A 14916-nucleotide genomic window follows, 5' to 3' on the forward strand; every position below is an offset into this window, starting at 1 on the left:
TAGAGGAAACGATGGCGAATTATAGCACCAACGAGTTCAAGGGCGGCCTAAAAATTATGATGGACGGCGAGCCTTGCAGTATCTTAGAAAATGAAATGGTAAAACCTGGTAAAGGCCAGGCGTTCAACCGTGTTCGTATCCGTAAACTTATCTCTGGTAAGGTGCTTGAAAAAACCTTTAAATCGGGTGAATCAGTTGAAGGTGCTGATGTAATGGATACAGATTTAGCGTATCTATACACAGACGGCGAATTTTGGCATTTCATGAACAACGAAACATTTGAGCAAATTGCCGCTGACGAAAAAGCACTAGGCGATGCAGTTAAATGGTTAGTTGAAAATGATTTATGTACAATCACATTATGGAACGGCAGCCCTATTGCTGTTACACCACCTAACTTTGTTGAGCTTGAGATCACAGAAACAGATCCTGGCCTTAAGGGTGATACAGCGGGTACTGGTGGTAAACCAGCAACGCTTAGCACAGGCGCTGTGGTACGAGTTCCATTATTCGTACAAATTGGCGAAGTAATTAAAGTAGACACTCGTAACGGTGAATACGTAAGCCGTGTTAAGTAAGCTTTAACATTGTTTATAAAATCCCAGCTTAAGCTGGGATTTTTTTTGGAGAAAATATGTCAGCAGATCTTTGGGCCCCAAGCGCAAGCATTGAAACACTAAAACAACGTGCAGCGATATTACGTAGCATTCGTGAGTTTTTTTATACGCGTAATGTAATGGAAGTAGAAACGCCGAGCTTAAGCAGTGCCAGTGTAACCGATGTGCATTTGGCCAGTTTTAACACCACATTTGTAGGTCCAGGGCACGCAGGTGGGCTTCCTCTTTTTTTACAAACATCTCCAGAGTTTGCTATGAAACGCTTGTTAGCGGCAGGCTCAGGCGCTATTTTTCAGCTTTGTAAAGCATTTAGAAATGAAGAAGCGGGTAGCCATCACAATCCCGAATTTACAATGCTTGAATGGTATCGCCCAGGCTTTGATGAATTTGCACTTATGGATGAAATGGATGAGCTAATGCGGCTTGTTTTAGATGTTGAGCCGGCAACAAGGCTTGCTTATCAGCAAGCGTTTGAACAAGCACTTGGGCTCGATCCGCTAACAGCGAACATAGAGCAATTAAAGCAACTAGCGTGTGAGCATGGATTTGCTGATATAGCCCAAAATGAAACGCATAAAGATACCTTACTGCAATTATTGTTTTGTATGAAGGTAGAGCCAACGATAGGGCAAGAAAAACCGTGTTTTGTTTATCATTTTCCAGCTTCTCAAGCGGCACTTGCACAAATTTGTGAGCACGATGCACGCGTAGCAGGGCGCTTTGAGCTTTATTATAAAAATATGGAATTAGCGAATGGTTTTAACGAACTCACTAGTGCCAGCGAGCAAGCTAAACGGTTTAACGACGATAACGAATATCGCGCTAATAACGGTTTAAAGCAAGTGCCAATGGATACGCGTTTAATTAAAGCGCTAGAGCATGGATTACCGCAATGCGCAGGTGTTGCTTTGGGGATTGATAGGCTTGTAATGCTAGCAACCAATAAAGAGAAAATTAAAGACGTGATTGCGTTTGACGTGCAAAGAGCATAATGCTTGACCTGTAGGCGCAGGTACAAAGCTATAGGTGCGAATTTATTTCGCGCTCGTGTAATATGGCTTTAATATTTAAAAAGTAAAAAGCGAGGTATAAAACCTCACCTACAATAAAAATCAACTCCAACAACATACGCCAAACCTGTAGGTGCGAATTTATTTCGCGCTCGTGTATTTGGCTTTAATATTTTAAAAAGCAGAAAGCGAGGTATAAAACCTCACCTACAATAAAGATTAAACCCAACAACATACGCCAAACTTGTAGGTGCGAATTTATTTCGCGCTCGTGTAATATGGCTTTAATATTTTAAGAAGAAAAAGCGAGGTATAAAACCTCACCTACAATAAAAATTAAACCCAACAACATACGTCAAACGTGTAGGTGCGAATTTATTTCGCGCTCGTGTAACTTGGCTTTAATATTTTAAAAAGTAAAAAGCGAGGTATAAAACCTCACCTATAAATAAAAAACACCGCGTTTAAATTAAACGCGGTGTTTTTTATTGCTTGCTGAAAGCTTTCATTTGAAAGCCAACGACTGTGTGTTACAGATTAAGCGTAAACGTGACACCTGCCACGCGAGGCTCACCTAATTGTGTATAGGTATGCGTTGCGTAACCATCTTGTGGATCGTTACCAAATTCAAAACCACGTGTAGGGACTGTTTCGTCAAACACGTTACGAGCCCATGCGCGAACTGCCCACATGTCAGCTTCGTAGCCAAAGCTTAAGTTAACTAAGTTGCTGCTTGGTGCCTGTGAGTTATGACTATCTGAGAAGTAGTAATCGTCCTTACCTTCAACACCAATCATACCGTAAAGCTCACTTGTAAAGTTATAACGAGCAGTAAACGCATACTGGTATTTAGGTGACTGTGCTTGCTCACGACCGTCTTGATTTAAGCCAGACTGCGTTACAAAGTCGTCTATTTCAGTGTTTAAGTAACCAGCACTACCTGTTAAAAATAGATTATCAGTTAGTTGGTAACTACCTTCAACTTCAAGTCCGTAGTTGCTACCAGAACTTGCGTTATCAACATAACCGGTAAACTGCTGACCTTCTACTTGCCATGCTTTTAACTGAATATCGTCGCGGTGCATGTAAAATGCAGCTAAGCGAAGTGTAAATTTGTCATCAAGTGATGAACCTTTAACACCAAATTCGCCGCTCCATAAATATTCAGGGTCAAAACTGGTGTGCTGTTGGAAAAAATCAGCGCTTAGGTTTAAGCCTTCATCTTTTGCTTTAGCGAGGGCTTCTGAATTAATACCGCCGGCTTTGTAGCCACGGGTTATGCTGGTGTAGATCATAGTGCGATCAATTACTTGATATTCAAGCGCTATTTTACCGCCAACCATTACATCGTCAGTATCTTGTATAAAGCCATTGCTATCGGTGTAGTCGCCTTGGTATTGCTCTACACGTAAACCTGTAATTAATGTTGTTTTAGGACCAATTAGTGTCGCTACTTGACCATATACTGCAACATTACTCGTTTCGTAAGTTGAAGAAAATGGGCTTGCTAACCATGTGTATTGGCGCTCTAAATCAACGTCACGGTTTTGGTAATAAATACCCGCAACCCAGTTACCTGTTTTAGAGTTAAATTGTAAATCTACAGACTGATCGTCGCGATCGCGGCTGTAAAGATCGGTTGAGCTGTATCCATCAGGATGTAAACCTGCAGCACATAACTTTGGCTCACTTGTATCGTTACATACCCAGTCTTCGTCAAAGCTGTAAAGTAATTCGGTATCAATAGCCGACAGGTTTAAATTTACATCAAAAGCGTCAAAACCCGTGTAAGTATTATTAACGCCTATTGCGTAGCTTTGTTGATTATCTTGTCCTGGTTCATCGGCAACACTATTGCGGCTGTTATCAAGCGTAAACGCATCATAGCCGTTGTTTATATCAATATAGTGAAGGTTTAACTCAGTATTTAAATGCTTTGTAAGCTGGCTGTTTAATTTAAAGCGGGCTACTTGTTCGTCTTGATTTTGTGTTTCGTCATTTAAGTACAAGTTATCTACGTAACCGTCTGACTTTCTGCGAAAGTAGCTAACGCGTGCGCTAGTGTCATCTGTTAAGCCTGTGCTTGCTGCAATGCCTGCTTCGCGGGTGTTGTATGTGCCAGCACCTACTTGTAATTTTAAGCTTGGATCGCTTGTGGCTTTAGCTGAACCCATTTGGATCATACCGGCCATACCGTCTGCGCCAAAGCGTGTACCTTGTGGCCCACGATAAATTTCTACTTGGTCTATATCAAATAATAATGAGCTGCCACCAAGGCCAGAATAGTTAATACCATCAATAACTAAGCCTACAGATGGATTAATAGGGTCTACAAATTGTGAACGAAGTCCCACGCCACGAATTTGAATATAACGACCACGTGATGCACCAGATGCAAAATTTACATTGGCGGTACTGCCTAACATTTCGTCTAAGTAACTTGCACCACGTTGATTAATTTCATCTTCGCTGAATAAGCTCGCACTCGCGCTTAAAGTTTGAATGCTTTCGCGCTGAAAATCGCCAGTTACAACAATTCTTTCTAGGTCGCTATCATCAGCGTTAGCTGCAATCGGTGCACCAAGCAGCGGTAAAAGTGCGGCAGTAATTAAAGACAAACGTAAGTTCATTGGGTTACTTAACTCCATTTTAGGGACTCGTATGGTAGCAATTATTTAAACACATGTGCTATAAACGCGGCAATTATACGTTAAATAATCAGGATTACTAATATGACCTTTAAAGTTGACTTCAAAGTACGTGATTACGAATGTGACTTACAAGGTATCGTAAATAACAGTGTTTATTTTAATTATTTAGAGCATGCTCGCCATGAATTCTTGTACGCACACGGTATTGATTTTGCTCAATTAGCGAAAGATAAAATTAACCTAGTCGTGATGCGCAGCGAAATGGACTATAAACATTCACTATTACCAGGTGATGAATTTTATGTGGCTGTGGAGCCGCAGCGTATTAGTCGTTTAAAATTTGCGTTTAAGCAAACGGTTATACGTAAAAGCGATGAAAAAGTAATGCTCAATGCACTGGTTATAGGAACGTCTGTTAATGAAAAAGGTAGGCCATTTTTACCTGAGCAAATAGATAACGTATTTAAAACTACAACTTAGTACTTAATCGCATAACTTTTGAACTATCATAGAACAAAAATTTACATTTAAAACATGCATTTTTAACGGATAAAGGGCATAAATATTGTTACTATTACATTAATTAGACAATTAGTTAGTAGTAGCATGAAATTAGCAGCAATACCGATGCTTATAGTCGGTTTATGTGTTGGTTGCGCATCAACAGGGACGGTTACCAGTGAGCAGCTTAAATACACCCAATGGCAATTATCACGTGTTGATGGTTTAGCAATTCCACCTTCGTTTAATGCATCAATGAGCTTTATTGAAGCACTGCAAGTAAACGGTTTTGCTGGCTGTAACAAATTTTTTGGTGAAGGCTCGCTTGAAGAAAGTAACCTTACCGTAAGTAAATTAGGAATGACGCGCAAGTCGTGCGGCGAAGAGCTTGATGAGTTTGAGCAGCAGTTATTACAAGCCTTAAAGCAAGGTGCCGAGCTTAAAATGCAAGACCAGCAATTAGTCATGCAAGGCGAGCAAACATTTGTGTTTATCCCTAAATAATTTTAAGTTTTTGAAAAACAGCCCCTTGCGGGCAGTTTTTAACTGACGTACACTCAGCGCAGATTTGTTGAATAATACCTTCGAATCGACGAACAAAATTTATATATCAATACTTGTCGGAGTGCCAAAGCTAAGGAATTAGTTTTTGGCTGAGATCGCGAAAGCGGGATCCGTGAACCTGATCAGGTTAATACCTGCGTAGGGAACAAGCTGCCTAAAATGGGACGCTTGTGCGTCTTTTTTTATGCGCACAATAAAGTGATTTATTTTTTAGGCTGCAAAGTAGCATGTACGCTACTTTACGATCTTTCTCTATTCCTCGGAATATCTGACAAGACAACCCTTAAGCAATGAGGCAAGTCATGTCAAATACTACAAATAAAGCGTCACGCCGAGAAACTCGTGCTGCCGCGTCTGAATATATTTATAACTTAACGGGTCAACCGTTCCCAAATTCTCATAAAGTATACGTTGAAGGTACTCAACCAGGCGTGCGCGTTGGTATGCGTGAAATCACGTTAAGTGATACGTTTATTGGCGGTACAGATGAAAACCCTGTTTATGAGTCAAACGATCCGCTACGTGTTTACGATACGTCGGGCCCGTATACCGATCCTAATTTTGAACTAGACGTGCGCAAAGGCTTACCAAAATTTCGTGAACAATGGATTGAAAGCCGTGGTGACACTGAAATTTTAGAATCAGTGACGTCGCAGTTTTCGCAGCAGCGCATGGCAGATGAAGGGCTGGATCATATTCGCTTTGATCACCTTCCAAAAATTCGCCGTGGTAAAACAGGCAAAAACGTAACGCAAATGCACTACGCACGCCAAGGGATTATTACCCCTGAAATGGAATACGTAGCTGTTCGTGAAAATATGGGACGTGCAGAAATTCGTAAAGAATTACTTGCCGCGCAGCATAAAGGCGAGTCGTTTGGTGCGAGTATTCCTGAATTTATTACCCCAGAGTTTGTACGCGACGAAATAGCCCGTGGTCGCGCTATTTTACCAAATAATATAAACCACCCAGAAACAGAGCCTATGATTGTAGGTCGTAACTTTTTAGTAAAGGTTAATGCCAACATTGGTAACTCATCGGTTAGCTCATCTATTGAAGAAGAAGTAGAAAAAATGGTGTGGTCTACCCGCTGGGGCGCAGACACCGTGATGGACTTATCAACGGGGCGTTACATTCACGAAACGCGCGAATGGGTTGTACGTAACTCGCCTGTACCTATTGGCACAGTACCGATTTATCAAGCGCTTGAAAAAGTAAACGGTGTAGCTGAGGATTTAACGTGGGAGATTTTCCGCGATACGCTTATAGAGCAAGCCGAGCAGGGCGTTGATTACTTTACTATTCATGCCGGTGTACTGCTTCGTTACGTACCAATGACGGCTAAACGTGTAACCGGTATTGTGTCGCGCGGTGGCTCAATTATGGCTAAGTGGTGTTTAGCGCATCATAAAGAAAACTTTTTATACACTCACTTTGAAGACATTTGTGAAATTTTAAAACAATACGATGTGTGTTTTTCACTCGGTGATGGACTTCGACCTGGTTCGATTGCTGATGCCAACGATGAAGCACAGTTTAGTGAGCTGCGCACATTAGGTGAACTGACTAAAATTGCGTGGAAGCACGACGTGCAGGTATTTATTGAAGGTCCAGGACATGTGCCAATGCATATGATTAAAGCCAATATGGACGAGCAATTAAAGCATTGCGACGAAGCGCCATTTTACACTTTAGGCCCGCTAACGACCGATATTGCACCAGGGTACGATCATATTACTTCTGGTATTGGTGCCGCTCAAATAGCATGGTACGGCTGTGCAATGCTTTGCTATGTAACACCTAAAGAGCATTTAGGTTTGCCAAATAAAGAAGATGTTAAAGAAGGCTTAATTACCTACAAAATTGCAGCGCACGCCGCCGATTTAGCAAAAGGCCACCCAGGCGCGCAAGAGCGCGATAATGCGCTATCAAAAGCACGTTTTGAGTTTAGATGGCATGATCAATTTAATATTGGTTTAGATCCAGAGCGTGCTCGTGAGTATCACGACGAAACCCTGCCGCAAGAGTCAGGCAAAGTGGCTCACTTTTGTTCTATGTGTGGCCCTAAATTTTGCTCTATGAAAATTAGCCAAGAAGTACGCGATTACGCTAAAGATTTAGAAACACGCGGTATTGATCCAAATGACGCTGGCGACGCTATTGAAATAAAAATGATTGATGTAGAAGCCGAAATGAAAGCTAAATCTGCCCAGTTTAAGCAAACAGGCTCAGAAATTTACCACAAAGCGGTATAGCAAGAAGTTAGATACAGATGTAGGTGAGGTTTTATACCTCGCTTCTTTAAATATTGAAGAAGTGCGAGTGAATTCGCACCTACTAATAACTGCTTTTGGAGGTTTTATGTTTTATAACATTGCAGTGGTGGGTTTTGGTTTAGCAGGGCGCTTAGCTGCCCTTGAGCTAAGTAAGTTACATCATGTAACGGTGTTTGAAGCAGACGATGAGCAAACCCCAAATAGCGCCGGTAAAGTGGCAGCAGCCATGCTGGCACCGCTGGCTGAGTCGGTGTTATGCGAGGCTGATTTAGCTTTAATGGGGCTTGATTCAATGAAGCGCTGGCCAGAAATAGTGAGTGGACTTGAGGGGGATGTGTTTTTTCAGCAGCAAGGCACATTGGTCGTTGCGCATCAGCAAGATAAAGGCGATCTACAAAGCTTTACCCAGAGAATAAAGCCTATAGCAGGGCAAAGCGCTCAGGCATTGAATGCTCAGCAAATAGCGCAGTTAGAGCCAGAGCTTGCTAATCGGTTTAATCAAGGTCTATTTTTACCCTGCGAGGGGCAAATAGATAACCAAGCCTTTTATAAAGCAAGTTTTAGCATGCTCAACAAGCGCAAAGTTAAGTGTGTGTTTAACCAGCGCGTAACCATTAAAAACGGCGAAATAAATAATCGGCCATTTGACTATATTATAGATTGTCGTGGGCTTGGTGCTAAAAGCGATAAACCGCTTAGAGGTGTGCGCGGTGAAGTAGCAAGACTATATGCACCTGAAGTAAATTTAACGCGACCTGTACGTTTAATGCATCCGCGTTACCCAATTTATATAGCGCCTAAACCTAATCATGAATATGTAATTGGTGCGACCGAAATAGAATCGCAAGATAGCGGCGCCGCAACAGTGCGATCAACTCTTGAGTTACTTTCAGCGGCTTATACCGTACACAGCGGATTTGCCGAAGCACGGCTACTTAATATTCAAACCGGATTACGCCCTGCATTTAGCGATAACCGCCCAGAAGTATCACAAGTTGGCAATGTAATTAGCATTAACGGCTTATATCGTCATGGTTATATGCTGGCACCGGCATTAGTGGCGCAAGTAGTTTCACGAATAGAGTGAGAATAAAATGAACATTACAATTAATGGCGAGCTACTTAATGTTAATAGCAAAGCGCTCGTTGAGGTACTTCAAAGTTTTGGTGCAGTTGCGCCTTTTGCTGTGGCTGTTAATGGCGAATTTATTCCACAAAGTCGGCACAGTAACTATGTACTTAATGAAGGCGACAGTGTTGAGTTGCTGTCACCCATTCAAGGCGGATAAAGCTCATGCAAACTAAAGACTGTTTAACTATTTACGGTGAGCAAGTAAATAGCCGTTTATTAATAGGCTCTGCGCTTTATCCGTCGCCTGATATCATGACCCAATCGATAGTCGCCTCTGGTGCTGAAATTGTAACCGTGTCGCTTAGGCGCCAACAAAGTGCAGCAGCCGGTGATGACTTTTGGCAGTTAATAAAAAATACAGGCTTAAAAATACTCCCTAATACTGCAGGGTGCCACAGTGTAAAAGAGGCGATTACACTTGCAAAAATGTGCCGAGAGGTATTTGCCACCGACTGGATTAAGCTGGAGCTGATTGGCGATGATTACAATTTACAGCCTGACCCTTTTGCGTTACTTGAAGCCACAAAAATATTAATTAATGATGGCTTTAAAGTATTGCCTTATTGCACCGATGACTTAGTACTTTGCCAGCGTTTAAATGAGCTAGGGTGTGAGGTGCTTATGCCGTGGGGGGCGCCAATAGGCACCGGTAAAGGCTTGTTAAATAGCTATAATTTAAAAACTATTCGAGAGCGTTTACCCGATACCACATTAATAGTAGATGCAGGTTTAGGTTTGCCATCGCATGCCTGCCAAGCACTCGAAATGGGGTATGATGCGGTATTATTAAATTCAGCCATTGCAGGGGCGGGTTGCCCAATTACTATGAGCCGCGCATTTAAAGCCGCAGTTGAAGCAGGGCGCTTTGCATATCAAGCAAAAGCAATGCCTGAAAAAGACGTTGCAGCCCCATCAACCCCTACAATGGGTATGCCATTTTGGCATCAGCAGTGAAGGAGAGAATATGAATAACGTAGTGTGGACAATTGCCGGTTCTGATTCGGGCGGCGGTGCCGGTATTCAAGCTGATATAAAAGCAATGCAAAGTTTTGGTGTACATGGCTGCACGGCAATTACGGCGCTTACTGCACAAAATAGTTTAGGCGTAGAAGCTATTAATGCGGTGTCTACCGATATTATTGAATCGCAGTTACTAGCGCTTGAAAAAGACATGAAAGCCAAAGTAATAAAAATTGGCATGCTTGCCAATGTGCAGCAAATTCAGCTGATCAGCGAACATATAAGCCACTATAAAGCTAAGTGGCCTGTGCCTCCCGTTATTGTATATGACCCTGTTGCGATTGCCTCAAGCGGTGACTTACTAACAGAAGAAGACACCGTCAGTGCAATAAAAGAATGCCTACTGCCGCTGGTGGATGTAATAACCCCAAACACCCACGAAACACAGTTATTAACCGGTGTGTATTTAATTGGCCCGGCTGCAATAAAAGAAGCGGCTAATAAGCTATTAAGCTGGGGGGCAAAAGCTGTTGTTATTAAAGGCGGGCATTGGGATTACCCAAGTGGCTACTGCATTGATTATTGTATTGATAGTAATACGCAAAATGGTGAAGAATACTGGTTAGGCAATCAAAAAATACAAACCCCGCATAACCACGGCACCGGGTGTAGCATGGCTTCGGTCATTGCTGCGTGTTTAGCTAAAGACTACCCATTAAAAGATGCCTTTATTTTAGCTAAAGCGTATATAAACCAAGGGCTAAAACAGTCGGTACGCTACGGCGAAGGGATTGGACCGGTTGCTCATACATCGTTCCCCACTAATTTAGCTGACTACCCACAAGTAATTGAGCCCGGTAGCTGGCTGGGCGATGAACTAGATTTTGATGTGCCGCTTGATTTTAATATGGCTGCTGATTTTGCACCTTGTGAAAGTAAGTCGCTTGGCTTATATGCAGTTGTAGATAGCACAGATTGGCTAGAAAAGTGCTTACAACAAGGCATTAAAACAGCGCAGTTACGCGTTAAAAATAAAACGCAAGACGAGCTGGATGAGCTCATTAAGCAAGCTGTTGAGCTGGGCAAGAAATACAACGCACAGGTATTTATAAACGACTACTGGCAGTTAGCTATTAAACATGGTGCGTATGGTGTGCATTTAGGGCAAGAGGATTTAGACATTGCTAATTTAGCGGCGATTAAAGACGCTGGATTAAGGCTTGGGCTTTCTACTCATGGTTTTTATGAAATGCTACGTGCGCATAATTATCGCCCTAGTTATATGGCATTTGGCGCTATTTACCCAACCACAACAAAAGATATGACAGGGCAAATACAAGGCCTTGAAAAACTGATTAAGTTTGTACCACTTATGCAAAGTTACCCAACAGTAGCAATAGGCGGTATTGATTTAAGCCGTGCTGAGCAGGTAGCTAAAACAGGCGTAGGCAGTGTTGCCGTAGTGCGTGCGATTACCGAAGCTAATAATTACGTAGAGGCTATAAGCGCTCTGCAAGTGGCCATAAGCAGTGCCAATTAAAACTAACAAGGGTAATACTAACAAGGCTGATAAACGTAGTGAGCTAAGCGATAAAGAAACCCTGCGTTACAGCCGCCATTTATTGCTTGAAGAAGTTGGGCTTGAAGGGCAATTAGCACTTAAATCCTCAACGGTTGCAGTAGTGGGGGCTGGCGGGTTAGGTAGCCCCGCACTTTTATATTTAGCCGCTGCGGGTGTTGGAACGCTTATTTTAATTGACGATGATGAGGTGGAGCTTTCAAACTTACAGCGCCAAGTGCTTTATAAAATAAACCACTTAGGGCAAAACAAGGTCGCTGCGGCGGGTAAAGTATTAGCGAGTCTTAATAATCAAATAGAGATAGTAACGCATTGCCAAAAGTTAGATGAGAGTAATGCAGCTAACATGCTAAAAGGTGCTGACATCGTACTAGATTGCTCTGATAACTTTAGTACTCGCTATAGTGTTAACCGTTATTGTATTGCTAATAAAACACCGTTAATTTCGGGTGCTGCACTCGCAACCAAAGGGCAGTTAATGGGCTTTGATTTTAGGCAAAGTGATAGCCCATGTTATGGCTGTGTTTTTCCACAAAGCGAAGCTACATCGGTTATCAATTGCAGTAACGCAGGAGTAATTAGCGCGCTACTTGGTGTAATAGGCTCTATGCAGGCGCAACTTACGCTCAATTTATTGCTGGGGCATGCAGAGGGAAGTGTGTTTATAACCTTTGATGCGCTTACTTTAAAGCAACAGCACTTTAAAGTGATTAAAGATTTAGAGTGTAAAGAGTGTGGTAAATAGGTTTTGAAGGGAGTTGTGCCTTTTATTAAATGTAGCGTTAAAGAATTAAAAGCTGCGCTTTTCGCGTGAGAAAGCTCTACGTCTACAACATATCAAACTTTTGCACCAAACTTGTAGACACACAGCTTGCTGGCGTGATGGACTAAGTCCATAAAAATATAAACGCTATAAGCCTGCAATTACATATAAACCAAAAACTGATGCTTTAACGTGAGCAAGCTCTACGTCTAAGACATATCAAACTTCTGCGCCAGACTTGTAGACGCACAGCTTGCTGGCGTGATGGGCGAAGTCCATAAAGATATAAACGGTGCAGCTTGCAATTACTTATAAGCCAAAAGCTGCGCTTTTCGCGTGAGCAAGCTTCACGCCTACAACATATCAAACTTTTGCACCAAACTTGTAGACGCACAGCTTGCTGGCGTGACGAGCAAAGCTCGTAATTTCTATGCTTTGGTGTCTTCTCATTTACTCCTATTTGTGCAATAAGATCTTAAGTGATTTATTCACAAAGAGGTTAAGAGGGCGCTTCGCTTTAGAGAAGTAAAAATAAATAATTACTATGTTTTATGTCTTCTCATTTACTCCTCTTTTACTTCTCTTTGTGCAATAAGGTTTTAAGTGATTTATTCACAAAGAGGCTAAGAGGGCGCTGCGCTTTAGAGAAGTAAAAAAAAATAATTACTATGTTTTATGTCTTCTCATTTACTCCTCTTTTACTTCTCTTTGTGCAATAAGGTTTTAAGTGATTTATTCACAAAGAGGTTAAGAGGGCGCTGCGCTTTTCGCGTAAGCAGGCTTTGCGCCTACAAAAATAAAAAACCGCGTTTAAATAACGCGGTTTTTTGATTTCTAATTAACGATTGATTTAGTCGTTAATTTTTGCAAACGCAGTACCTAAGCGAGTAACCACTTCTGGTAGTTGATCTTCCAGTATTTCAGCTTTATCAGCACCCCATGCAAGTACCACAGTAGAGCCTAATTTAAAGCGACCCATTTCTTCACCCTTTTTAAGCATGATGGCGTTATCGCCAGTGGTTGGGTATTTCCAACTAAATACATCGCTACCTGCTGGTGGCGTGACAGTACCTGCCCAAATCGTTTCTATGCTGGCTACAATTGTTGCGCCAACAAGTACCATAGCAAGCGGACCAATCTCAGTTTCAAAAATTGCTACTACTCGTTCATTACGCGCAAACAAGTTAGGCACGTTTTGCGCGGTAAGTGGGTTTACTGAAAATAAATCACCTGGCACGTAAATCATTTTGCTTAGTGTGCCATCAATTGGCATATGAATACGATGGTAATCTTTAGGTGCTAAATAAATCGTTGCAAACTTACCGCCTAAAAATGGTGTTGTATCATCTTGTGAGCCGCCTAGTAGCGCTTGTAAGCTGTAATCGTGACCTTTAGCTTGTATTAGCTGTCCGTCAACAATATCGCCTAGCTGGCTGATTGCGCCATCCACTGGATGAATGATGATATCGCTATCTTCTACCATTGGGCGCATGCCGTCTTTTAAAGGGCGAGTAAAAAATTCATTAAAGCTTTTATAATGAGCCGGATCTGGGTATTGGGCTTCGCTCATATCTACTTTATATTGCTTAATAAATAGTTTAATTAAAGTCGTTGTTAAAGCGCCTGCTTTAGCTGCGGCTAATTTACCGACTACGCGTGAAATAAAATGTTTTGGCATTGCGTACTGCATTGCGATTTTAAATTTGTCTAAACTCACAGTATTTATCCTAAATTATACGCGAGGCGCACGGGCGCCTGCACGGCCATCGGCCATTGTTTCTAAAATTCGGTGGTAGCTGTCAAAGCGCAATTGAGAAATTTTGCCATCTGCTACAGCTTCTTTAACTATACAGCCCGGATCGTTTAAATGTTTACAGTCTCTAAAGCGGCATCCGCCTATAAATTCTCTAAACTCTTTAAAGCACCAGGTTACACGCTCAACATCTAAATGCCATAAACCAAACTCACGAATTCCTGGTGAGTCGATTAGGTTACCGCCACTTGGTAAATGGTGAAGGCGTGAAACAGTTGTTGTGTGCTGTCCTAAGCCGCTGTTTTCAGATACTTCTTTAGTTAATATTTCAGCGTTAGGTAATACAGTATTAACGAGGGTTGATTTACCCACACCACTTTGGCCAACAAAAATGTTATTTTTACCAACAAGTACTTCTTTTAATTCATCAATACCATTACCCGATATATTACTAACAAGGAGTACTTGGTAATCAAGTTTACGATAGATATCGAGAACTTTTTGTATTTCGCTAAGACCTGCGTCATCAATTAAATCTATTTTATTGAGTACTAAAATTGGCTCAATACCCATATCTTCACAGGCTATTAAATAGCGGTCGATAATACTTGGGGTAAACTCAGGTAATACCGCCGATACCATGAGTATTTGATCAATGTTAGCTGCAATAACTTTTACGCCGTCGTAAAAGTCAGGACGGGTAAGTTGCGAGCGACGCTCTTGCGTGGCTTCAATTACTCCGGCTAAATCACCTTCACTTACTTTGGCACGGCGAAACAATACCTCATCACCACACACTAAATTTGACACGGTACGTCGTATATTACAACGAAGTACATCGCCATTTTCAGTTTCGACATCGGCGTGTTGGCCAAAACGACTGATCACAATTGCGCTTTCAACCTGACCTAAATTATCGGTTTGCCACTCTTGCGCGCCTTTTTTAGCTGGTCTTGAGTCTGCGCTATTAATGCGCTTTTGGTGGTTGGCCTTGATCTGACGCGATTGGCCTTTACTTAATTTTTTCTGTTTTGCCACTGGAGGCCTATAACCTTAGTTAAATGTCGCTTTTCCTAAAAAAAGCTTTAGCTCGACGGTTGATGCTAATAT

The 14916-nt window shown here is 41.9% G+C and carries 13 protein-coding genes and 1 riboswitch; of the genes, 10 read left to right on the top strand and 3 right to left on the bottom strand.

Annotated elements, in window-relative coordinates:
* Positions 1 to 11: 11 nt before the first annotated feature.
* Together efp and epmA are read left to right on the top strand one after the other, a co-directional pair.
* Complete coding sequence (efp, locus tag FFU37_RS01275) at positions 12 to 578, top strand: elongation factor P (RefSeq protein ID WP_024596699.1); 567 nt, start codon at positions 12 to 14, stop codon at positions 576 to 578.
* Between the two features lie 56 nt (positions 579 to 634).
* Positions 635 to 1609: an elongation factor P--(R)-beta-lysine ligase gene (gene epmA / locus FFU37_RS01280; RefSeq protein ID WP_138488525.1), complete on the top strand. Its 975-nt coding sequence runs from the start codon at positions 635 to 637 to the stop codon at positions 1607 to 1609.
* Positions 1610 to 2157: 548 nt separating this feature from the next.
* Here epmA and FFU37_RS01285 read toward each other — a convergent pair.
* Positions 2158 to 4275 carry a TonB-dependent receptor gene (locus tag FFU37_RS01285; RefSeq protein WP_175413881.1) on the bottom strand — a complete coding sequence of 706 codons (2118 nt, stop codon included), beginning with the start codon at positions 4273 to 4275 and terminating at the stop codon, positions 2158 to 2160.
* An 84-nt stretch (positions 4276 to 4359) separates the two neighbouring features.
* Between FFU37_RS01285 and FFU37_RS01290 the strand changes: the two genes are divergently transcribed.
* From FFU37_RS01290 to FFU37_RS01325, 8 genes are all read left to right on the top strand, one after another.
* Positions 4360 to 4758 (top strand): acyl-CoA thioesterase, encoded by a 399-nt coding sequence (locus tag FFU37_RS01290; RefSeq protein ID WP_010555268.1) that lies wholly within the window; start codon positions 4360 to 4362, stop codon positions 4756 to 4758.
* A 126-nt stretch (positions 4759 to 4884) separates the two neighbouring features.
* Entirely contained in the window at positions 4885 to 5283 is a 399-nt protein-coding gene (locus FFU37_RS01295) for an META domain-containing protein (protein WP_032826923.1), read from the top strand.
* 107 nt (positions 5284 to 5390) lie between these two features.
* A riboswitch (TPP riboswitch) is annotated at positions 5391 to 5505 on the top strand.
* 140 nt (positions 5506 to 5645) lie between these two features.
* Positions 5646 to 7598 carry a phosphomethylpyrimidine synthase ThiC gene (gene thiC, locus FFU37_RS01300; RefSeq protein WP_039485472.1) on the top strand — a complete coding sequence of 651 codons (1953 nt, stop codon included), beginning with the start codon at positions 5646 to 5648 and terminating at the stop codon, positions 7596 to 7598.
* Positions 7599 to 7704: 106 nt separating this feature from the next.
* The gene (locus FFU37_RS01305) at positions 7705 to 8706 is read left to right on the top strand and encodes an FAD-dependent oxidoreductase (protein WP_138488526.1); all 1002 of its coding nucleotides are present in this window, start codon (positions 7705 to 7707) and stop codon (positions 8704 to 8706) included.
* Positions 8707 to 8713: 7 nt separating this feature from the next.
* Positions 8714 to 8908: a sulfur carrier protein ThiS gene (gene thiS, locus FFU37_RS01310; protein ID WP_002960781.1), complete on the top strand. Its 195-nt coding sequence runs from the start codon at positions 8714 to 8716 to the stop codon at positions 8906 to 8908.
* Between the two features lie 5 nt (positions 8909 to 8913).
* Positions 8914 to 9705, top strand: a complete 792-nt coding sequence (locus FFU37_RS01315) for a thiazole synthase (protein WP_138488527.1) — start codon at positions 8914 to 8916, stop codon at positions 9703 to 9705.
* A 10-nt stretch (positions 9706 to 9715) separates the two neighbouring features.
* Positions 9716 to 11251, top strand: a complete 1536-nt coding sequence (gene thiE / locus FFU37_RS01320; protein ID WP_138488528.1) for a thiamine phosphate synthase — start codon at positions 9716 to 9718, stop codon at positions 11249 to 11251.
* Complete coding sequence (locus FFU37_RS01325) at positions 11241 to 12035, top strand: HesA/MoeB/ThiF family protein (protein ID WP_138488529.1); 795 nt, start codon at positions 11241 to 11243, stop codon at positions 12033 to 12035. The genes thiE and FFU37_RS01325 overlap by 11 nt, the downstream gene beginning before the upstream one ends.
* Positions 12036 to 12903: 868 nt before the next feature.
* On the opposite strand, the gene asd is transcribed toward FFU37_RS01325, so the two are convergent.
* Together asd and rsgA are read right to left on the bottom strand one after the other, a co-directional pair.
* A complete protein-coding gene (asd, locus tag FFU37_RS01330) occupies positions 12904 to 13770 on the bottom strand; it encodes an archaetidylserine decarboxylase (RefSeq protein ID WP_175413882.1) in 867 nt (288 codons plus the stop codon).
* A gap of 15 nt (positions 13771 to 13785) precedes the next feature.
* Positions 13786 to 14844, bottom strand: coding sequence for a small ribosomal subunit biogenesis GTPase RsgA (gene rsgA / locus FFU37_RS01335; protein ID WP_004336055.1), 1059 nt, complete (start codon positions 14842 to 14844; stop codon positions 13786 to 13788).
* Positions 14845 to 14916 lie beyond the last annotated feature (72 nt).

Source organism: Pseudoalteromonas distincta (assembly GCF_005877035.1).
GTDB classification, from domain to species: domain Bacteria; phylum Pseudomonadota; class Gammaproteobacteria; order Enterobacterales; family Alteromonadaceae; genus Pseudoalteromonas; species Pseudoalteromonas distincta.